Annotated in this window: 16 protein-coding genes, 1 tRNA gene and 1 rRNA gene; 9 read left to right on the plus strand and 9 right to left on the minus strand. The window is 42.5% G+C overall.

All coding sequences use genetic code 11. The features are described from left to right. The first annotated feature begins 233 nt into the window (after positions 1–233). A 5S ribosomal RNA gene (rrf, locus tag EZV76_RS16380) occupies positions 234–345 on the plus strand. 59 nt (positions 346–404) lie between these two features. Here rrf and EZV76_RS16385 read toward each other — a convergent pair. The 4 genes from EZV76_RS16385 to EZV76_RS16400 form a co-directional block, all read right to left on the minus strand. Beyond that, positions 405–1,352 (minus strand): hypothetical protein, encoded by a 948-nt coding sequence (locus EZV76_RS16385; protein ID WP_236640949.1) that lies wholly within the window; start codon positions 1,350–1,352, stop codon positions 405–407. Between the two features lie 301 nt (positions 1,353–1,653). Continuing rightward, complete coding sequence (locus EZV76_RS16390) at positions 1,654–3,120, minus strand: glutamate synthase subunit beta (RefSeq protein ID WP_136567616.1); 1,467 nt, start codon at positions 3,118–3,120, stop codon at positions 1,654–1,656. 8 nt (positions 3,121–3,128) lie between these two features. Further along, positions 3,129–7,634: a glutamate synthase large subunit gene (gene gltB / locus EZV76_RS16395; RefSeq protein WP_136567635.1), complete on the minus strand. Its 4,506-nt coding sequence runs from the start codon at positions 7,632–7,634 to the stop codon at positions 3,129–3,131. Positions 7,635–7,949: 315 nt separating this feature from the next. Continuing rightward, a complete protein-coding gene (locus EZV76_RS16400) occupies positions 7,950–9,092 on the minus strand; it encodes an acyl-CoA dehydrogenase (RefSeq protein WP_136567617.1) in 1,143 nt (380 codons plus the stop codon). Positions 9,093–9,330: 238 nt separating this feature from the next. Between EZV76_RS16400 and nhaD the strand changes: the two genes are divergently transcribed. From nhaD to EZV76_RS16430, 6 genes are all read left to right on the plus strand, one after another. Continuing rightward, positions 9,331–10,716 (plus strand): sodium:proton antiporter NhaD, encoded by a 1,386-nt coding sequence (gene nhaD / locus EZV76_RS16405; protein ID WP_136567618.1) that lies wholly within the window; start codon positions 9,331–9,333, stop codon positions 10,714–10,716. A gap of 58 nt (positions 10,717–10,774) precedes the next feature. Further along, positions 10,775–11,467, plus strand: a complete 693-nt coding sequence (locus EZV76_RS16410; protein WP_136567619.1) for a MotA/TolQ/ExbB proton channel family protein — start codon at positions 10,775–10,777, stop codon at positions 11,465–11,467. Between the two features lie 9 nt (positions 11,468–11,476). Next, positions 11,477–11,863 (plus strand): ExbD/TolR family protein, encoded by a 387-nt coding sequence (locus tag EZV76_RS16415; RefSeq protein WP_136567620.1) that lies wholly within the window; start codon positions 11,477–11,479, stop codon positions 11,861–11,863. Next, on the plus strand, positions 11,863–12,744 hold the full coding sequence (locus EZV76_RS16420; protein ID WP_136567621.1) for an energy transducer TonB: 882 nt from the start codon (positions 11,863–11,865) through the stop codon (positions 12,742–12,744). Before EZV76_RS16415 ends, EZV76_RS16420 begins: the two co-directional genes overlap by 1 nt. Beyond that, on the plus strand, positions 12,744–13,955 hold the full coding sequence (locus tag EZV76_RS16425; protein ID WP_136567622.1) for a bifunctional folylpolyglutamate synthase/dihydrofolate synthase: 1,212 nt from the start codon (positions 12,744–12,746) through the stop codon (positions 13,953–13,955). Before EZV76_RS16420 ends, EZV76_RS16425 begins: the two co-directional genes overlap by 1 nt. 73 nt (positions 13,956–14,028) lie before the next feature. Then, positions 14,029–14,103 (plus strand) — tRNA-Val (locus EZV76_RS16430). A gap of 61 nt (positions 14,104–14,164) precedes the next feature. On the opposite strand, the gene EZV76_RS16435 is transcribed toward EZV76_RS16430, so the two are convergent. From EZV76_RS16435 to galK, 5 genes are read right to left on the minus strand one after another with little or no spacing between them, the layout of a single operon-like run. Further along, the gene (locus EZV76_RS16435) at positions 14,165–15,394 is read right to left on the minus strand and encodes a glycoside hydrolase family protein (protein ID WP_136567623.1); all 1,230 of its coding nucleotides are present in this window, start codon (positions 15,392–15,394) and stop codon (positions 14,165–14,167) included. Positions 15,395–15,428: 34 nt separating this feature from the next. Further along, positions 15,429–15,584, minus strand: a complete 156-nt coding sequence (locus EZV76_RS17225; RefSeq protein ID WP_201741881.1) for a hypothetical protein — start codon at positions 15,582–15,584, stop codon at positions 15,429–15,431. Between the two features lie 9 nt (positions 15,585–15,593). Then, positions 15,594–16,004, minus strand: a complete 411-nt coding sequence (gene bamE / locus EZV76_RS16440) for an outer membrane protein assembly factor BamE domain-containing protein (RefSeq protein ID WP_236640950.1) — start codon at positions 16,002–16,004, stop codon at positions 15,594–15,596. Between the two features lie 41 nt (positions 16,005–16,045). Then, the gene (locus EZV76_RS16445) at positions 16,046–17,107 is read right to left on the minus strand and encodes a UDP-glucose--hexose-1-phosphate uridylyltransferase (RefSeq protein ID WP_236640951.1); all 1,062 of its coding nucleotides are present in this window, start codon (positions 17,105–17,107) and stop codon (positions 16,046–16,048) included. Further along, positions 17,067–18,218, minus strand: coding sequence for a galactokinase (gene galK / locus EZV76_RS16450; protein ID WP_136567624.1), 1,152 nt, complete (start codon positions 18,216–18,218; stop codon positions 17,067–17,069). Before galK ends, EZV76_RS16445 begins: the two co-directional genes overlap by 41 nt. 151 nt (positions 18,219–18,369) lie before the next feature. Between galK and EZV76_RS16455 the strand changes: the two genes are divergently transcribed. Continuing rightward, entirely contained in the window at positions 18,370–19,083 is a 714-nt protein-coding gene (locus tag EZV76_RS16455) for an NUDIX hydrolase (RefSeq protein WP_136567625.1), read from the plus strand. Positions 19,084–19,173: 90 nt separating this feature from the next. Next, positions 19,174–20,724 (plus strand): sodium/sugar symporter, encoded by a 1,551-nt coding sequence (locus EZV76_RS16460; RefSeq protein ID WP_136567626.1) that lies wholly within the window; start codon positions 19,174–19,176, stop codon positions 20,722–20,724. Positions 20,725–20,732 lie beyond the last annotated feature (8 nt).

Here is a 20,732-nt window from a genome sequence, read left to right on the forward strand (position 1 = left end):
GCCGTAGGTGGAAGTGCAGCGATGCATGCAGCCGAGCGGTACTAATTGCCCGTAAGCTTGCGCCGCCCTCTCGGGGCTTCCTTGTAACAACAATGCTTCGTTGACTCTTTTTTGGGCCTTGCCAAAGGTCCGTCCCATAATATGTCATTTTAAAAAGCTGTTCTTTTTGCATGAACATCGGCAATGTCCGATATCATTGTGAAGAGATGCCAAATCAAGTTTGGCATTAAGATCTAGGTGGCCATGGCGACGGGGTCCACCCCTTTCCATTCCGAACAGGGAAGTTAAGCCCGTTTGCGCCGATGGTACTGCCACACCAGGTGGGAGAGTAGGTCGCCGCCTTCCTCAAAGCCCGATACGTTATGTATCGGGCTTTTTTGTTCCTGAAAGTTTATTGTGTGTTGTTATTTGATGGTGAAGGTGTACATCAACTTTTTCGTATCGGCTTCGGGTACTTCAGATATAATCACATAGTTGCCGGGGACTAAATCTGCCTCAAAATAACCTTTATCTCCTGCTGATAAGTTGTTCATACCGCCCAAGAAAGTAAAGCCTTCGGGAGACGGAGAGCGTAATCCCCTTGGATTCATCCAGTTCATCCATAAGAGCAAAGAATCCATGGAAGCGTTATCTTCGTATTTCACCAGATTTATATCATGACCCACAAAGTGTTCGTAGGCTTTTTGATCTAGAAAGTTGGTTTCAATAATCTGCTTTCCTTGGGATAGACTGTCTTTAAGAATAATGCCAGCTGTACTGGAGATGTCTATGGTGGCTGTTGGTTTAGGCTGCGACAGGGTTGTAGTTTTATCCGATACCATGAACTCTTTTATCATACCATGGGAAGTATGCCATTCCCCATTGAACATTTTAACATAGCATTCCATGGCATAGCGACCGGGTTCTAGATATACTGTACTCTGAGTTGTATGTTTGGGAGAGATAAAACCGGTTCCACCACAGAATTTTATCTGATGAAACCACTCTGGTAATTTTCCAAAAGCCGCTACGGCATTGTCCATGTCGCCCTCCATGATAAGTTTCATGCCTTCATCAAAAGGGGGTATTACCTCGGCTTTGGTGTTTGCAACGGTCTTGCCCTCCGGATACTTATCAAGTAAAATGAAGTGTACTTCTGTTGACTGGTTTTCATAAATAAAGGTGTTCCATCCAGCTAAAAGGGTATCTGCTGCAATAAATTCCATGCTTTTAGTTAGTACGTGTACCTCTCCCTTTTCTACAGGAGAAATTTTGTTAATTGAAGCATTTTCATCGGATACCTTGTTCTTTTCTTGTTGTTTGCAGGAAAATAGAATGCTGATTAAAACAAGTAGAGTTAGTGAAGTTCTCATAATTGGTTTTTTGGTTAACATAATAACCATAGCATCAATTATAAGCTTAAGGCCAAAGTGTATAAATCTTTTGGTTGAAAGGGGCTTCTTTAAATATAGGACTGTTTTTATACATTCATTGCGTGTATTGTATGTTTGGAGGGTATCTGTGTGTAATTGATAATGAATGTGTTGGGATTGGCAGGGAATTGCTGTTCATTAGTGTACAATTCTATTTCAAACAAAACCTTGACGACATAAAAAAACTCCTTGAGAAAAAATCCCCAAGGAGTTCCGTATGGTTTGGTTGGGTATTTACGTATTAAACTCTGGGTAAATCGCCTTCTCCTTTAAGAGGAAGGTTGGATTGCCCCATAAGGTAGGTATCTACATGGTGAGCAGCCTGTCTGCCTTCAGATATGGCCCAAACAATAAGGGATTGACCTCTTCTTTGGTCTCCTGCCACAAAAACGCCAGGGACATTAGTTTTGTAATTGATAGCAGAGGCTTTAATGTTGGTCCTCGGGTCCATTTCCAGACCCAATTGGTCAGCTATGGTAGTTTCAGAACCGGTAAATCCTAAGGCCAAAAGTGCCAAATCACATTCCCATTCTTTTTCAGTGCCCTCCACCTCTTTTAGTACAGGGCGTTTTCCGGGAGCAGTTTCCCAGACAACTTCAGTGGTTACCAAGCCTTTTAGATTGCCTTTGTCGTCACCGACAAATTTTTTGGTAGAAATACTAAAAACACGTTCGGCTCCTTCTTTGTGGGATGTACTGGTTCGCAACCGCATGGGCCAAAATGGCCAAGGTTGTCCCTCTGGTCGCTCAGGTGTTCCCTTTGGCATAATTTCAAAGTTTACTACTGAAGTAGCTCCATGACGGATGGAGGTTCCAATACAGTCAGAACCAGTATCCCCTCCGCCAATAACAACCACTTTCTTTCCTTTTGCAGAAAGATCTTCCCCTTTAAAGGGGATTCCATCAACTTTTCTGTTATTCTGGGGGAGAAAATCCATGGCCTGTACCACTCCTTTCAAATCGGCTCCAGGTATGGGAAGGTTTCTTCTAACGGTTGCGCCACCACATAACACAATGGCATCAAACTCTTTTTTCAACTCTTCGGCAGTAACATCCACTCCAACATGCACCCCAGTTTTAAATTGAATGCCTTCCTTTCCCATAACCTCCAGACGTCTGTCAATGACATGTTTTTCCATTTTAAAATCAGGAATACCATATCGCAATAGTCCTCCAGCCTTCTCGTCCCTTTCAAAAACGGTAACGGTATGTCCAGCACGGTTCAATTGTTGGGCGGCGGCCAATCCAGCAGGTCCAGACCCAATTACGGCAACGGTCTTTTCTGTTCGATTTAGAGGTGGTTCCGGAATGACCCATCCATTTTTAAAGGCTGTCTCCACAATGTTTTTCTCAATATTCTCTATAGAAACGGGGTCTTCATTGATTCCCAATACGCAAGCTTCTTCGCAAGGGGCAGGACATAGCCTTCCTGTAAATTCTGGAAAATTGTTTGTAGAGTGTAAAATCTTTGCGGCTTTTTCCCACTTTCCTTGATAGACAGCATCATTAAAATCCGGGATTAGGTTGCCCAGTGGACAACCACTGTGGCAGAACGGAATGCCGCAGTCCATACAGCGGGCACCTTGGTTCTTAAGCTCTTCCTCCTTCAGAGGGCTTGTAAATTCCTTATAGTTTTTGATGCGGTCTTTGACAGGGGCATAAGCTTCGTCCTTTCTGTCAAATTCCATAAATCCTGTAGTCTTTCCCATGTCTCAAATTATAAGGTTTCCATTTTTTCTTGTTCCAATCGTATCAATGCTTGGCGATATTCCTCTGGGAACACTTTGATGAACTTGGGAAGGTTTTCCTCCCACTTCTCCAAAATCCTTTGGGCCAATGGGCTCAAGGTGGCATTGTAGTGGTTTTCGATCAACTCCCTAAGTTGTTTGATGTCGTTGTCCTCTTCCACAGGGAGTAGGTTTAGGTCTTCGCCATTGCATTTTCTTTCAAAAGCCCCATCTGCATTGTACACATAGGCGATTCCTCCGCTCATTCCTGCCCCAAAATTGCGGCCAACAGAACCAAGGATTACCGCAACGCCACCGGTCATGTATTCGCAGCCATGGTCTCCAATACCTTCAACAACTGCTTTGGCTCCTGAGTTTCTAACACAAAATCTTTCTCCAGCTTTTCCGTTGATATACGCTTCACCAGAAGTGGCGCCGTATAGGGTCACGTTTCCGGTGATGATGTTGTCTTCCGGTTTTAGGGTAGACTTGTATGGCACCTTTATGACCAGCTTGGCACCAGAAAGGCCCTTGCCTAAATAATCATTGGTGTTTCCGTTTACGATCATGGTCAACCCCTTGGTGGCAAATGCTCCAAAACTTTGCCCGGCCGAACCGGTGAAATTCAGTTTTAAGGTATTGTCAGGTAGACCATCTGCTCCATAAATCTTGGAGATTTCATTACTGATGATTGCACCCACGGCCCTATCGGTATTATGGATGGGGAAGTCCAATGAGGTTTTTTCCTTTCTGAACAAAGCAGGGTGTGCCTGTGCGATGATATCAAACTCTATGGACTGGTCAATATCGTGGTGCTGTCTTTGAGTATTGTATAGTTTAGTGCCTTCCGGTACGTCTATTTGGTATAGGATCGGGCTCAAATCAATTCCTGCAGCCTTGTAATGTTCAATGGCCTTATTTCTGTCCAGCTTTTGTACCTGTCCAACCATTTCATTAACGGTTCGGAACCCAAGCTTGGCCATAATTTCCCGAAGTTCTTGTGCTACGAAGTACATGTAGTTGACCACATGCTCCGGCTTGCCTTGGAATTTTTTACGAAGCTCTGGATTCTGGGTGGCGATTCCCACGGGGCAGGTGTTCAAATGGCAAACACGCATCATAATACAACCTGAAGCTACCAAAGGTGCTGTGGCAAATCCGAATTCCTCAGCTCCCAATAGACAGGCTATGGCCACATCCCTACCGGTTTTCAACTGCCCATCACATTCCAACACGACTCTATTTCTCAAGTCATTTAACACTAAGGTTTGTTGTGCTTCAGCAATACCCAACTCCCAAGGAAGTCCAGCATGTTTCAAAGAGGTTAGGGGCGAAGCTCCCGTACCACCATCAAAACCAGAAATAAGAATTACATCGGCTTTTGCTTTTGAAACTCCTGCGGCTACCGTGCCTACACCAACTTCAGAAACCAGTTTTACGTTGATTCTGGCATCGCGGTTGGCGGATTTTAGATCGTAAATCAATTGCGACAAATCCTCAATAGAATAAATGTCGTGGTGGGGTGGTGGTGAAATCAACCCCACATATGGTGTGGAATTTCTTGTTTTGGCAATGGCAGGGTTCACTTTTGGGCCTGGGAGTTGCCCTCCTTCACCTGGTTTGGCCCCTTGTGCCATTTTAATCTGGATTTCCTGAGCACTGGTCAGGTAGTTGGAAGTAACCCCAAACCTACCCGATGCCACCTGTTTGATGGCACTGTTTTTCCAATCCCCGGTTTGATTTTTATAAAAACGAGCCGAATCCTCTCCACCTTCTCCCGAATTACTCTTACCACCAATTCGGTTCATGGCAATCGCAAGATTTTCATGGGCCTCCTTACTGATACTTCCATAGGACATGGCACCCGTCTTGAACCGTTTTACAATTTCGGTCCAAGGTTCAACTTCTTCGAGTGGAATGGGGTCATAATTTGAAAACTCAAATAATCCACGGATAGTCATTAGGTTTTTAGATTGCTCATTCACCAATTGGGAGTACTCCTTATAGGTATCCGGCTCGTTATTGCGTACCGATTTTTGAAGTTTGGCAATACTTAATGGATTGAACATGTGTTTTTCGCCATTTCTTCTCCAACGGTACTCTCCACCAATCTCAATATCCAGATTGGCCGCTAATTCCTGTGCTTTGAATGCTTTTTTGTGTCGTTTGGCTATCTCCTTCTCTATCTCGTACAAACCAATTCCCTGAATACGTGTTGGCGTATTGGGAAAATACTTGTCCACAACCTTGGTATTGATACCAATGCATTCGAATAGTTGGGATCCCCTGTACGAGTTCAATGTGGAAATCCCGATTTTGTTCATCACTTTTAAGATGCCCTTGCCTATGGCTTTGTTGTAATTTTTGATGGCTTCATCAAAAGTGTATTCTGTAATGTTGTTCTCTTTCATTTGTTCCCCAATGATCTCGTTGACCAAGTAGGGGTTGATGGCGCTGGCCCCAAAACCGAACAAAAGTGCAAAATGGTGAACTTCCCTTGGTTCTGCAGACTCAACAATGATACTCAGTTTAGAGCGGCGACCCATTTTTTGAAGCCCACTGTTCACAAAAGAGCAAGCTAACAGGGCCGGAATTGCTGCCATTTCCGTACTGACCATCCTATCGGATAGGATAATGATGTTGGCACCTTCATCTATAGCGCTAAGGGCTTGTTCCAATATAGAGTCCAATGCTTCTTCCAATCCGTTATGGCCTTTGGCCACCTCATATAAAATGGAAATGGAAACTACTTTGTAGTCTGAGCTGGAGTCATAGTTTTTGATTTTATCCAAATCTTCCTTGGAAATCACGGGATTTTGAATCTTCAATTTTCTGCAATGCAGTTCGTTGATGTCAAAAATATTTTGATCACTTCCAAGGGTTAAGCTGATATCGGTAATGAGCTCTTCTCGGATACCATCCAAAGGAGGGTTGGTAACCTGGGCAAATAGTTGCTTAAAGTAATTGTAGATCAATTGAGGGCGCTCAGAAAGAACGGCAATGGGTGTGTCGGAACCCATGGAACCGATAGGCTCTTTGCCTTTCTCCGCCATAGGCATAATAATAGTATTGATGTCTTCCAAAGTGTACCCGAATGCGGACCTTCTGGTTTCCAAAGGGAACTCTCCAAAAAATACAGGACAGTCGTTGTAGGGGATATCCTTTAAGTGTACCAAGTTATTGTCCAACCATTTCTTGTACGGATGTTTTTTGGCAATGGATTCCTTGATTTCCTCATCATTAATGATCCGGCCTTCTTCCATGTTCACCAAGAACATTTTCCCAGGCTCCAATCTTCCGTGAAATTCAATGTCTTCAGGTTCCAATTCCACGACCCCAGTCTCTGAGGACATAATTACGTATCCTTTTTTGGTAACGGAATATCTGGAAGGGCGCAATCCGTTTCTGTCCAATACGGCGCCGATATAGTTTCCATCTGTAAAAGGAATGGATGCAGGACCATCCCATGGCTCCATTAAACAGGAGTTGTATTCATAGAATGCCTTTTTGGATTCTGACATTTCGGTGTTCTTTTCCCAAGCTTCGGGAACCAACATCATCATGACTTCTGGTAGGGAGCGGCCTGTCATCAACAACAGTTCCACAACCATGTCCATACTAGCGGAATCCGATTTGCCGGGCAATACAATGGGCAATATCTTTTTAATGTCTTCGCCAAACCATTTGCTCTGCATCAACTCTTCCCTAGAGCGCATACGCGATACATTTCCTCTCAATGTGTTTATCTCTCCATTATGGCACATATAGCGGAACGGTTGGGCCAAATCCCAAGTAGGGAACGTATTGGTAGAAAATCGTTGATGAACCAAGGCCAATCTGGTAACAACCCTTGGGTCCAGGAGATCTTCGTAATATTTGCTGATGTCTTTTGGTACCAGTAATCCTTTGAATATGATGATTTTGGTTGACAAGCTGGGAAGGTAAAAGAACTGACTTTGGGACAGTTTACTTTTGATAACCGCGTGTTCTGTGATTTTACGGGCGATAAAAAGTTTCAAGTTGAACTGGAAATCGTCCAATTCCTCTCCTTTTCCGATAAAAATCTGTTTTACAAAGGGTTCGGTCTCGGCAGCAATTCTCCCTGGCACAGAACGATTCACGGGAACATCTCGCCAACCCAATAATTTTAGACCTTGCTGTTCTATATTCTCCTCAAGTACCGAAATACAATAATCCCTTTGGTTCTGCTTTTGGGGAAGGAAAACATTGCCCACGGCATATGTCCCTGCTTCGGGTAATTGGAATTTGCATACGTCCACAAAAAAATCATGTGGGATATCTATTAAAATTCCTGCTCCATCACCAGTTTTGCCATCCGCACTTACAGCTCCCCTATGCTCTAGTTTATCCAGGATTTCAAGAGCCTTATGGATAATATCGTTGGATTTTTTTCCTTTTAGGCTACAGATAAAACCTGCACCACAGTTATCGTGTTCAAATTCGGGCAAATATAAACCTTGTCTCTCCAATTTCATCATTACGGTATTTCTTCAAAAATATCAAATATGATGAATAAATTATAAGGTTTTAGGTGAATGTCGTTTAAATAATCAACGTATTCAATCAAAGGTTAAAAAATGTTCAATCTTAAAATTTGAGCAATGTTAAATTATGATAATCTTAATATAAAGTTTTTGAGAAGGGGGTACCCAAAAAAATAGTAGGGTACATGTGTTATATTGCGGAAAATAACATGATAACCTTTGAAAAAAAGCGGTATGAAACTTTTTTTCTAGATTTTTTGATAGTGCACCCCTATTTTTTCAGGGGTACATAAAACATAAGTTTCATCAGTCTTTAATGATGCTTCTAGAAATGACAATTTTTTGAATTTCTGATGTGCCCTCATAGATTTGAGTGATTTTGGCATCTCTCATCAATCGTTCAACATGATATTCTTTTACATATCCATTTCCACCATGTATTTGTACAGCTTCAACGGCGGTTTCCATGGCTACTTCAGAAGCATATAGTTTGGCCATTGCGCCAGATAGTGAATAATCTTTTCCAGTATCTTTATCGCATGCGGCCTGGTAGACCAGGTTGCGCGCCGCCTGAATCTTGGTGTGCATATCTGCCAATTTAAAGGCTATGGCCTGATGGTTGGCAATCTCGGTGCCGAACGACTTGCGGACCTTGGAATATTTTAACGCCAGTTCGTAAGCTCCAGCAGCTATGCCCAAAGCTTGGGCGGCAATTCCTATTCTGCCGCCTGCCAAGGTCTTCATGGCAAATTTAAATCCAAAACCATCTTCTCCAATACGATTTTCCTTGGGCACTTTTACGTCATTGAAGATAAGGGAATGGGTGTCGCTTCCCCGGATACCCAGTTTGTTCTCCTTTGGGCCAATTTCAAAACCTTCCATGCCTTTTTCAACAATTAAGGCATTAATGCCTTTATGGCCTTTCTCTACATGGGTCTGTGCAATGACCAGGAACACTTCGGCTGAACTTCCGTTGGTGATCCAATTCTTGGTGCCATTAAGTGTATAGTGGTCTCCGTTGTCAATGGCAGTTGTTTTCTGCGAAGTTGCATCGCTTCCTGCTTCAGGTTCGGAAAGGCAGAAAGCACCAATTACTTCACCTGTGGATAATCGGGTCAGGTATTTTTCTTTTTGGGATTCCGTTCCAAAGGTTTCCAGTCCCCAACATACCAATGAATTGTTTACGGAAACCATTACAGATGCAGAGGCGTCCACTTTGGACAATTCTTCCATGGCCAGAACGTAGGAAAGTGTGTCAAGACCACTTCCGCCATATTTTTCATTGACCATCATGCCCAAAAAGCCTAGTTCTCCCATTTTTTTGCGAAGTTCCTCAGGAAATTTTTGGGTTTCGTCGCGTTCGATTACGCCGGGTAATAGTTCAGTTTGTGCAAAATCCTTGGCAGCTTGCTGAATCATTAATTGTTCTTCGGAAAGTGTAAAATCCATAAAAATGAGAAATAAACAAAAACAACGTGTAAATATAGTTCTATAATGGATATTTTTTATAAAAAATAAGAGAGAATTGAGAAAAGCTTAACCATTTAGGTTTTTTTTATGGATTACAATATATCAATTTCACAATAATTTATTGGAAGAAGATTATGCCGAAAAACTCATTTTGAATATCTTTAGCGCCATTGAGAAGTACTTCACAAAATATTACCTTAATTAAACCAAACTTAGTATGGAGACCCTTTTAGTTGTCATTTTTGTCGTTGGATATTTGGCCATTACCCTTGAGCACAATCTTAAGATAGATAAACTTATTCCCGCATTGGCCATGATGGCCATTATGTGGGCGCTCATGACCTTTGGCTTGGATAGTTTTACTACTTGGTTTGATTCGGGAAGCCACGCCCTACTGGAAAACTTTGGTGCTTTGGGGCACGATGAGAAAATGCATCTCTTGGAGGAAACATTGCTCCATCACCTAGGAAAGACTTCTGAAATCCTTGTCTTTCTATTAGGAGCCATGACCATTGTGGAGATCATTGATTATTTTGATGGGTTTGCCACAATCAAGACTTTTATCAAGACTAGGAGTAAAAAGAAAATCTTATGGATCTTTTCATTTTTGGCATTCATACTCTCTGCAATCATTGACAACCTAACCGCAACAATTGTATTGATATCCATCCTTCAAAAAATTATTAAGGACAGGGAAACACGGTTGTGGTTCGCAGGTCTTATTGTAATAGCAGCGAACGCTGGAGGAGCTTGGTCTCCAATCGGGGATGTTACCACTACCATGTTGTGGATTGGAAACAAAGTAACAACGGCACTCTTGATAGAGCACTTGTTGATTCCTTCTTTGGTATGTATGGTGATTCCTTCTTTTATAGCTTCGTTCCTTCCAGTATTCAAAGGTGAGATCGACGTTGAGGATGAAGAGCCATCCAAGTCCAGGTATGGAGCTACGATGTTATACTTAGGGTTGGGGGCGATTATTTTTGTGCCTATTTTTAAAACTATAACCCATTTGCCTCCTTATGTTGGTATGATGCTTTCTTTGGCGGTAGTGGCTACTTTTGCGGAAATATATAGTAACGCCAAGTTCTCCATATCCAATGTGGATGGAGAAAGCGATGCCGCCTCGCACCACAGTCCTGTGCATAGTGCCCTTACCAAGATTGAGCTGCCCAGTATCCTGTTTTTCTTGGGGATTTTGATGGCGGTTGCAGCGTTGGAGTCTTTGGGAATGCTTTTCAATTTTGCGGAAGGATTGAAACAAGGAATGCCGTTGATGGGTACTGAAATGGCAGGAACCCAGGTTTCGGATTTGGTGATACTCTTGCTGGGCATTGGTTCGGCAATCATAGATAACGTACCATTGGTGGCTGCAAGTTTGGGGATGTTCTCAGAGCCAATGAACGATCAGTTGTGGCACTTTATTGCATATTCAGCCGGAACGGGTGGAAGTATGCTCATTATTGGCTCAGCCGCAGGTGTTGTGGCCATGGGAATGGAGAAAATAGACTTTTTCTGGTATCTTAAAAAGATTTCGTGGTTGGCACTTCTTGGATTTATAGGAGGGGCGATATGCTACATGTTAATGCGAAATTTGTTCTAGAAAAATACTTTAGCTCGAAAATCTCCGTTATTATTGCAACTTAAATTGGGGATTTTATATGATTATTTTTCAAGATTTAGCCGAAGGGGCTGAAGCAACTGCTTCTATTTCAGAAGAAAAGACCCTTTCTGTCATTGATTTGATTGTAAATGGAGGAACAGGAAGTGTAGTGATTATCATTGTGCTTTTTATACTTCTTTTTGTGGCACTTTACATTTATTTTGAGCGAATCTTTGCCATTAAGGCCGCATCCAAGATTGACAAAAACTTTATGAACCAGATTCGTGATCACATCATGAATGGAAAAGTGGATGCAGCCAAAATTTTGTGTGCGCAAACAGATTCGCCTGTGGCAAGGTTGACAGAGAAAGGGGTTTCTAGGATAGGAAAACCTTTGGATGATATCAACACCGCCATTGAAAATGCGGGTACCCTTGAGGTATACAAGTTGGAAAAGAATGTGAGTGTTTTGGCTACCGTGGCAGGAGCCGCACCCATGATTGGGTTTTTGGGAACTGTTATCGGTATGATTTTGGCTTTCCATGAAATGGCAAGTAGCGGTGGGCAGGCCGAAATGGGTTCACTGGCATCGGGTATCTACACGGCCATGACCACAACTGTAGCGGGATTGGTTGTAGGTATTATTGCCTACATTGGCTATAACCATCTGGTAAACCGGACCGATAAAGTGGTGCACCAAATGGAAGCCACTGCTGTTGAGTTTTTGGATTTGTTGAACGAACCCATCTAAGACTTCACTATGAAACTGAAGGGGAGAAACAAAATAAGCCCGGAGTTCAGCATGTCGTCAATGACAGATATTGTGTTTCTGTTGTTGGTGTTCTTCATGCTAACATCCAATGCGCCCAATGCCCTGGATTTATTACTTCCAAAAGCAAAGGGGAAATCCACCAATACACAGAATGTTTCAGTGACCATCAACAAGAATCTGGAATATTTTGTGAACAACGAGCAAATCAATAAAGAGTACATTGAAATTGAATTAAAAAAAGCACTTGAAGGCCAGGAAAAACCAACAATTATCTTAAGGGCGGAAGAAAACGTAGCCATCAAAGAGGCGGTAAACGTTATGGATGTAGCCAACAGAAATAGTTATAAAGTTATCTTGGCAGTGCGGCCAAAATAATGCCGTTTTTAGATACGAGACACAAGAAAAAATCCTTTACGCTCACTACCCTTATATTGAGCGTGTTTCTCCTTTTGCTTTTTTATATAGGACTTACCTATCTAGATCCGCCCATTGAAAATGGAATTGCCGTAAACTTTGGTACCATGGATTTTGGGAGTGGACAAGTTCAGCCAAAAGAACCGGTTAGGTCTGAACCCCGAAATGTGGAGCGACCGCCAGCAGAACCCGTTCAACAGGAACAACAGCCCCAAGAACAAGAGGTAGAGGAAGAGCCTGTGGAGAAGGTGTTGACCAGTGAAACAGAGGAAACCATAAAGATTAGGCAGCAACAAGAAGCTAAGCGGAAAGCAGATGAAGCTGCTAAAAAAGCTAAAGCTGAAGCAGAGCGAATAGAAAGAGAGAAGAAAGAAGCTGAAGAACGCCAAAGGCAAGAGCAAGAAGCTAAGAAAAAAAGCCTTGACGCTTTGATAGGAGGTATTGGTAAATCCGATGGTACCACCACTGGAAGTGAAGGTGATGATAATAGAATAGGGGATAAAGGGCAACCTGATGGAGATCCTTATGCCACGTCATATTACGGTGCGCCCGGTAGTGGTAGTGGGGGCGGTGGATATGGGCTTAACGGCAGGTCGTTGGTAAACAGCGGAAAAGTACGCCAAGAATGCAATGAAGAAGGTCGCGTTGTGGTTAGGATTACTGTGGATAGAACAGGGAGGGTGATAAAAGCCGAACCGGGAGTCAAAGGAACTACCAACACTGCGCAATGCCTTTTGGAACCTGCAAGACGAACAGCTCTTCTGCATAAATGGAATACAGATTCCAATGCACCGTCCCAACAAATTGGTTTTGTAGTGGTCAACTTTAAATTGGGGCAATAGTGACCTACAAGGAAACACTGGCATGGATGTTCTCCCAACTTCCCATGTACCAGCAGAAAGGGATTTCGGCACTTAATGCCAAGATGGACAATATCATCCATTTTTCCAACTATTTGGATAACCCTGAGAAAAAGTTCAAAAGTATTCATGTGGCCGGGACCAATGGAAAGGGTTCCAGTAGTCATATGTTGGCCTCTATTTTACAGGAAGCAGGGTACAAAGTGGGACTTTATACTTCACCCCATTTAAAGGATTTCAGGGAGCGTATCAAAATCAACGGAAAAGTGGTCAGTAAGAAATTTGTAAAGGATTTTGTTGAGGGCCATAGAACTTTTTTGGAGGCTAGGAATTTGTCTTTCTTTGAAATGACGGTGGGAATGGCCTTTACCTATTTTGTGGATAAGGATGTGGACATTGCCATCATTGAGGTCGGTTTGGGTGGTCGACTGGATTCCACAAACATTATTGTTCCGGAAGTGTCCTTGATTACTAATATTGGATTGGACCACACACACATTCTGGGAGATACCTTGGAGAAAATTGCTTTGGAAAAAGCAGGAATCATTAAGAAAAGTGTTCCTGTGGTTATCAGCGAAAAGCAACCTGAGACAGAAGCAATATTTAGCTTGATAGCCCATCAACTGAATGCGTCCATTGTTTTTGCGGATGATATGGATATTCCAGATTATGGCACAGATGTGCTCGGGGATTATCAAAAACGAAATATGAGGGGTGTGGTGGCCAGTATTGGACAGTTGAAAGGGTTTAAGATTTCAGATAAGAATATTGCTGATGGCTTAAAGAACATTGTTAAAAATACAGGGCTAATGGGCAGATGGCAAATTTTGGACAGCACTCCCATGACGGTTTGTGATACGGCCCACAACAAAGAAGGCCTACAATGGGTCATTAAACAAATAAGTAGGCAGAAATACAACAAATTGCATCTGGTCCTTGGTTTTGTCAACGATAAGGATGTGAAGGGGGTGTTGCCCCTTTTTCCAAAGGAAGCTACTTTCTATTTTGTAAAGCCCAATATTCCTAGAGGTATGCAAGTGGAAGAGTTGAAAGAATTGGCTCAATCGCAAGGTATTTTAGGAGATACTTATACCTCGGTAAAGAAGGGATTGAAAGCGGCAAAATCCAAAGCAAAAAAGAAAGATTTGATCTTTATTGGAGGCAGCACTTTTGTGGTAGCGGAAGTAGTGTAATTTTTTTCCGATTATTCTTGTTTGTATAAAAAAAATGATGCTATATTTGCACTCCCAATTAGAGAAATGAGTGGGGCTCTTAGCTCAGTTGGTTCAGAGCACCTGCCTTACAAGCAGGGGGTCACTGGTTCGAATCCAGTAGGGCCCACATCAAAACAGAAAGGTTGTATCTTTAAAAGGTGCAACCTTTTTTTATGGCCCTTAAGATCTTAATTTATTTTTAGGGGAATCTGTACGTTGAACGATGAGCCATCCTTTCTTGGTCCTACGTTTATAAGGGAACAGGCCCCGTACAGGACCAACGGGTTCCCTATATCATCCAATAAAAGCTGTGGTCGCTCCAAGTGATGTACCTTAATGGTATCGGAATTCTTTAAGATGACTTTCTTGGCCATGAAAAAGGACGACTCTGGTTTGGTCCAATCCATCCCATCCAAGGATTCAAGTACGGCCAATCCAGGCTCTTTGCCCGTAATGTTTCCGGTAAAATCCTTAAAGACGGCATAGAATCTTTGATGTTTCTGGTGATACCAGACATAGGGGTCCTCCGCAGAGCTTATTTGGCCATTTTTATCCTTAATGTCAAAAACAAAATCATCTGAAGGGACAAAAGGACCCATTGGGGAGTCGGAGATGGCAACACCATGGACCCCTTTCCAATGGGGTTCATAGAGATTTCCTTTGAAAAACAACAGAAACTTTCCATCTGAAGGTCGTTGGACCACGGCCGGATTGACAACAATAATATTATCGGGTTTGGATTGGGTGCCTTCGGGCGAAGGGTCTACAACATCACTACTTTTTACCCGAGTTCTCGGTGACAACAGGGGTTGGTCCGGTCTTTCAAAGTTCCCCGACATCAGATCTTGAAAATTATTGAATGCAATGACGCCTATTTTTTGGGACTGCTGTACCCTATTTCTCTTGTTTACATTTTCTCCCTTTGAACCCGGTGGCTGTGGGCCTGGATCTTTAGAACCGATATAATACAGGTAATAGGTCCCATTGAATCTTTTTAGGTGGGGATTGTGTACCATTTGAGCGTCCCAAGCCAAGGAGTCGCCTTCATGTGACCTTCCGCTCAGTACAATTTTTTGGAATTTGAAATCCCTATCAGGATAGTCGGAGACTGCATAGGCAATTTTGGAGTTGAGGACCCATGAATCCGAAAATTTAGGAACAGAATCCCCAGCTTCCCATGTACTGTAGAGCATATGGTATTTTCCATCGTCTCCTTTGAGGGCACTTCCGCCCCACACAAATCTGTCGGGATCGTTCAATACGGATGGTCCTTCAAGAATATCGCCCTGTATAGTGGCATCAATGGGTAGGGGGTGAATGGTAAGTGTAGGGGATTTGTCCTCATGGCAGCTCCATAGAAACACACTGGCCAGTAAGAGCAGTAATGTGTTTGCCGTAGGGATTGTCTTTTTATTCATATGGTTTTCCGTGGTCGTTTTTCTTAGATAGTCCCTATTCTTTTTCTTGTATTGATTTGAGGGTGTATTTGTCGTAGGCCATTGCATCAAATATTTTGGATTGCCCTGTGTTCAGCCATTTTTTGTAAATGAGCTTTCCGTTCATGTATACGTACAACTCATTGTCTTTTGTTTCTTCTGTATAAACCATAATATCTGTTTATCCGTCCCAAACCGTAAAGTTGGAGACTCTGTTGTTATCATCAAATAAGATAGTAAGTCTACCCGTGTTGATTCCCCGTTTTGAAGCTCCCAAATAGTAATTAAACTCATTTGCCGTCTTGGATTCAGGCTCACCCAACAATTCAAGGACCTCTTTTTTGGTCATTCCTTTTAACGGGTGTTTCTTTCTCAGACTGTTCATCATATTCCATCGTAAGGAAGGTTCAGATTCAGACTCCACCCAATTTTTCCATCTATCCGGTTCAAATGATTCCTGGACCACGTTTCCCCGCAGTACCAGTCCAATCAAGATGGTCGCTCCGAAAATCAATAGGCCATATGTAAAAATCTTTTTCACTATGTATCGCTTGGCGTTTCGCATTTGTTCGCGGGCAAATACTTCGGTCACCAACAAGATAGTAATCTTTTGGAAAGCGTCAAACGTAGCGTCTATGCTTTGGTGAAATGGGTTCGTGGCAGTTTACGGAGAATATCTGCCGCTTGTTCCGCGGTAATATCGCGTTGGGGGTTGGCAAACATTTCATAGCCCACCATAAATTTCTTTACCGTGGCCGATCGCAACAAAGGGGGGTAAAAAGACATGTGGAAATGCCACTCGGGATGGTCTTTTCCGTCGGTTGGGGTTTGATTGATGCCAGCGGAATAGGGAAAACTGGTTTCAAAAAGATTGTCATAGAGGGTGGTCACCTCCTTGATGATCTGGGCAAAGGAGTTTCTTTGGGCATCATCCAATTGGGATATGTGGGCCAAAGGTTCCAAAGGAACAATCATGATTTCATAAGGCCAGACTGCCCAATACGGTACCAAGGCAACAAAATGGTTGTTTTGAACAACGATGCGCTCCCCTGCTTCAATTTCTTGGGATATGTAGTCGGACAGTATGGTTTTTTGATGTTGGTCCCAATAGGAAGCAAAGGCATTGTTTTTTTTCAAGACTTCGGTGGGAATGGATTGCTGTGCCCATATCTGCCCGTGTGGATGGGGATTGCTGCACCCCATGAGCTCGCCTTTGTTTTCAAAGATCAATACATGGTTGATGTTGGGAAGTTTTCCCAATTCATCATATTCCTTTTGCCACAGTGCGATGACTTTTTCAATATCTTCCAATTTCATCAGGGGTAAAGTAAGGGAGTGGTCAGGTGAAAAACACACCACTTTACAAATACCACTTTCACTTTTAGCCTGGGTCAATCCTTCTTTGAAAATCTCATTGGGTACATCGGGCAACAAAGCGGCATAATCATTCACAAAGGAATACGGCTCGGTGTATTCCGGATTGGTGGCACCACTGGCCCTAACATTTCCTGGGCATAGGTAGCAAGAGAGGTCGTGGGGTTTTTGTGGCGCTACAACGGCCTTTTCACTTTTGCCTTGCCATGGGCGTTTGGTCCGTTGTGGTGATACCAAGACCCATTCATTGGTAAGAATATTTAACCGGTAATGGGGCTGTTCATAGAGCTGCATCCGAGAGTTTTCTATGGGTTGTTCCATTGCTTGTATGTACCGGTATAGCGCCTAGGTCTATACCAAACTCCTTAAGGTATGCTTTTGAGATTTCCCTGATATAGGTCTCCATATGATTTTCGTGTACCAAATGGATGGTACAACCTCCAAATCCACCGCCCACCATCCGGGCACCTGCCACGAAGCTCTGTTCTTTGGCATAGTCCACCAAAAAGTTCAGTTCGGGGCAGCTGATATCATAAAGGTCCCTGAGTCCCTCATGGCAAGCATACAATAAACTGCCAAGGCTCTCAATGTCTTTTGATTCCAAGGCTTCAACGGCATCCAGTACTCTTTGGTTCTCCTGAACAATGAAAAGTGCCCTTTGGTATTGGATGTCACTCAATAATGCTTTGGTGTTGTTCAAAATATCCATATCTACGTCTCTAAGGGATGAGACATTGGCATACCGTTTTTGTATTTGGGCCACGGCCTCAAAACATTCATTTTGTCTAGAATTGTATTGTCCGTCCGAAAGCCGGTGCGATATATTGGTATTCAACAGGAGCAACTGATATGGACCCATACATGCTGGAACATACTTGTAATCCAAGTTGGAACAGTCTAGAAAAATGAAGTGGTCGGATTTTCCATAGACTGATGAAAATTGGTCCATGATACCGCATTTGGTTCCTACAAAATCATGTTCTGCCTGTCTGGAAAGGGTAATGATTTCCAATTTTGAAAGTCCCAGTTGGAACAAGGCATTGAGTCCGGAAGCAAGCCCACATTCCAAAGCGGCAGAAGAACTCAACCCCGATCCAATGGGAAGGTCGCTCTCAATCTCGCAATCAAAACCTTCAAGGGAATGTCCAAGTTTTTGTATTCCTGCGATAACACCCAATAGGTAATTGTGCCATTCCACGGAGCTTTTTTCTATCTTTCGTAAATCAATATGTAGAGGTTCATTATACCCTTTACTATGGATGTTACAAGTTTCCATAGTACTGTTTCTCCAGAGTCTAAAACCAATTTTTCTATCAATGGCAGCAGGAAGCACATAGCCATTGTTATAATCGGTATGTCCTCCAATTAAATTGATTCTGCCTGGAGAATCAACAACTATCTCATCCAAGATGTTGACTGAGTTACGATCCATGATGCAATGATAATAAATAAAAGTAAAAAAAACTTTTATTTTTTCCAACTACAGAAAAATTGAATGCAAATGGAACAAAATCCATCAACCAAAGGTAAATGATTCATTTTGGTATATTTGGAAAGATTTTATCAACTCACCCACAAAAAACTTGGCTGCAAATAAATATAGACCCGAACAAAGTATAGCAATCGCTGTGGATTGTATCATATTTGGCTTTGACTCCAAAGATTTGAAGCTTTTGCTGTTTCGACGTAAAACCGAACCACTCAAGGGATCTTGGTCCTTGATAGGGGAATTGATAGATAATGATATCTCTCTTGATCAGAGCGCAAAGGACATATTGTACAGGTTATCTGGATTGGAGAATGTTTTCTTGAAACAACTAAAAACCTATGGGCAGGTAGACAGAGACCCTTTGGAGCGTGTAATTTCCGTAGCCTATTATAGTTTGATTCGGATTGATGAGTTTAACCTCCAATCTTTGGAGAACCACGACGCCAAGTGGTTTGATTTTGATCAAATCCCGGATTTGATCTTGGATCATGGACAAATGGTTGATGATGCTATCAAAAGTCTGCGTTCCAGTGTACGATATAATCCATTGGGCTTTGAACTTCTTCCAGAATATTTTACGATCCAACAGTTGCAAACGCTATATGAAAGCATTTACCGCACAGCTTTTGATCCAGGTAATTTTAGGAAAAAAATGCTTTCGCTCGATATTTTGGAAAGAACAGCTAAAAAAGACAAAACATCTTCCAAAAAGGGAGCGTTCCTCTATCGTTTCAAAAAAGACAGCGTTAAACAGTTTCCGACGCAAACTGGAGATTTTGAAAGGATAAAAGAGGTTATAAAATTCTAATAGATAGAGAACTGAGGTAATAAAGGTTTGTTTTACATTTATTATTTCTATATTGGAATCTTAACGGTCCTTTGGAGATAAATTGAAATTATGGAATTTGCCAAACTGGATTTTATTGTTTTTGTCGGATACTTGGTCGTACTGGCCACAATTGGTATTTGGATTTCGGTTAAGAATAGGAACCGTAATGAGAAAGAATACTTTTTAGCAGGAAAATCACTTCCGTGGTGGGCCATTGGCGGATCGTTGATTGCATCCAATATTTCTGCAGAACAATTTATTGGGATGTCCGGATCGGGCTATGTGGTGGGCATGGCAATTGCATCCTATGAGTTAATGGCAGCCCTGACCCTTATCATTGTGGCCAAATTCTTTTTGCCCATTTTTTTGAAAAATAACATTTACACTATGCCGCAGTTTTTGGAACGGCGGTTTGATAAGCGTGTCAAAAGTACCATGGCAGTGTTTTGGGTGTTGCTTTTTGTTTTTGTAAATATTACCTCCGTCTTGTACTTGGGCAGTTTGGCCCTGAAGACCATATTGGATATTGATATGGTTTATGGGGTGATAGGATTGGCGCTTTTTGCAGCTACATTTTCAATCTTTGGAGGCCTAAAAGCTGTGGTATGGACCGATGTGATTCAAGTGGTCGTGTTGGTATTTGGGGGCTTGGTCTCCAGTATTTTGGTCCTTGAGGCCTTGGGAGGGGATTTTCTAAACGGATTTATAACCTTGATGGAGAAAGCCCCAGAGAAGTTTGACATGATTTTAGACAAAGGCCACGCTGAATATAAAAACCTTCCTGGAATAAGTGTTCTTGTGGGTGGATTATGGGTGGCAAATTTGTATTACTGGGGAACCAATCAGTACATTATCCAACGTTCTTTGGGGGCAAAAAACATTAGGGAAGCCCAGAAAGGAACCATTTTTGCCGCATTTCTAAAGATTTTATTGCCTATTATCGTAGTAGTGCCAGGTATTGCAGCTTATGTACTGGGTGCCGATTTGGATTTACCGGACGAAGCCTATCCTTGGGTGCTGAAAAATTACGTGGGAACAGGACTCAAAGGGTTGGCGTTTGCCGCCCTGATTTCAGCCATTGGATCTTCCCTCAGCTCAATGGTCAATAGTGCGACCACCATTTTCACCTTGGATATTTACAAACCTTTGTTCAAGGAGGAGTCAAGTAAAAAACTCGTTTTCATCGGAAAGGCATTCGCAGGCCTATCATTGCTCTTGGGTGTTATCGTTGCCCCGATGTTGGGTGGATTGGACCAAGCGTTTCAATACATTCAAGAATATACCGGCTTTATAAGCCCTGGGGTCGTGGTGGTGTTCTTGTTTGGGATGTTTTGGAAAAGGGCCTCTGCCAATGGTGCTTTTTGGACGATTGTATTTTCCATACCACTTTCCATTGTAATCAAGTATGTATTTCCTGATTTCCCTTTCATGGATCGTATGGGAGTGAGTTTTCTAGTACTTACAGCGGTATTGGTGGTCATTTCATTGATGGAGAACAAAGAAGGGGATAAAAAAGCAATCTCAATAAGTCCGGAGCTTTTTAAGACCTCTAGGGCATTCAACATATCCACTTTTATCATTATTGGAATCCTTGCCTTCCTATACGCCATCTGGTGGTAATGAACAAC

Origin of the sequence: Flagellimonas alvinocaridis (assembly GCF_004916895.1) — a bacterium.
Classification (GTDB): Bacteria; Bacteroidota; Bacteroidia; order Flavobacteriales; family Flavobacteriaceae; genus Flagellimonas; species Flagellimonas alvinocaridis.

Excerpts from the sequence above, each read along its gene's own strand:
- EZV76_RS16385 (WP_236640949.1), bottom strand. The coding sequence starts at position 1,352 with ATGAGAACTTCACTAACTCTACTTGTTTTAATCAGCATTCTATTTTCC.
- EZV76_RS16390 (WP_136567616.1), bottom strand. The coding sequence starts at position 3,120 with ATGGGAAAGACTACAGGATTTATGGAATTTGACAGAAAGGACGAAGCT.
- gltB (WP_136567635.1), bottom strand. The coding sequence starts at position 7,634 with ATGAAATTGGAGAGACAAGGTTTATATTTGCCCGAATTTGAACACGAT.
- EZV76_RS16400 (WP_136567617.1), bottom strand. The coding sequence starts at position 9,092 with ATGGATTTTACACTTTCCGAAGAACAATTAATGATTCAGCAAGCTGCC.
- nhaD (WP_136567618.1), top strand. The coding sequence starts at position 9,331 with ATGGAGACCCTTTTAGTTGTCATTTTTGTCGTTGGATATTTGGCCATT.
- EZV76_RS16410 (WP_136567619.1), top strand. The coding sequence starts at position 10,775 with ATGATTATTTTTCAAGATTTAGCCGAAGGGGCTGAAGCAACTGCTTCT.
- EZV76_RS16415 (WP_136567620.1), top strand. The coding sequence starts at position 11,477 with ATGAAACTGAAGGGGAGAAACAAAATAAGCCCGGAGTTCAGCATGTCG.
- EZV76_RS16420 (WP_136567621.1), top strand. The coding sequence starts at position 11,863 with ATGCCGTTTTTAGATACGAGACACAAGAAAAAATCCTTTACGCTCACT.
- EZV76_RS16435 (WP_136567623.1), bottom strand. The coding sequence starts at position 15,394 with ATGAATAAAAAGACAATCCCTACGGCAAACACATTACTGCTCTTACTG.
- EZV76_RS17225 (WP_201741881.1), bottom strand. The coding sequence starts at position 15,584 with ATGGTTTATACAGAAGAAACAAAAGACAATGAGTTGTACGTATACATG.
- EZV76_RS16445 (WP_236640951.1), bottom strand. The coding sequence starts at position 17,107 with ATGGAACAACCCATAGAAAACTCTCGGATGCAGCTCTATGAACAGCCC.
- galK (WP_136567624.1), bottom strand. The coding sequence starts at position 18,218 with ATGGATCGTAACTCAGTCAACATCTTGGATGAGATAGTTGTTGATTCT.
- EZV76_RS16460 (WP_136567626.1), top strand. The coding sequence starts at position 19,174 with ATGGAATTTGCCAAACTGGATTTTATTGTTTTTGTCGGATACTTGGTC.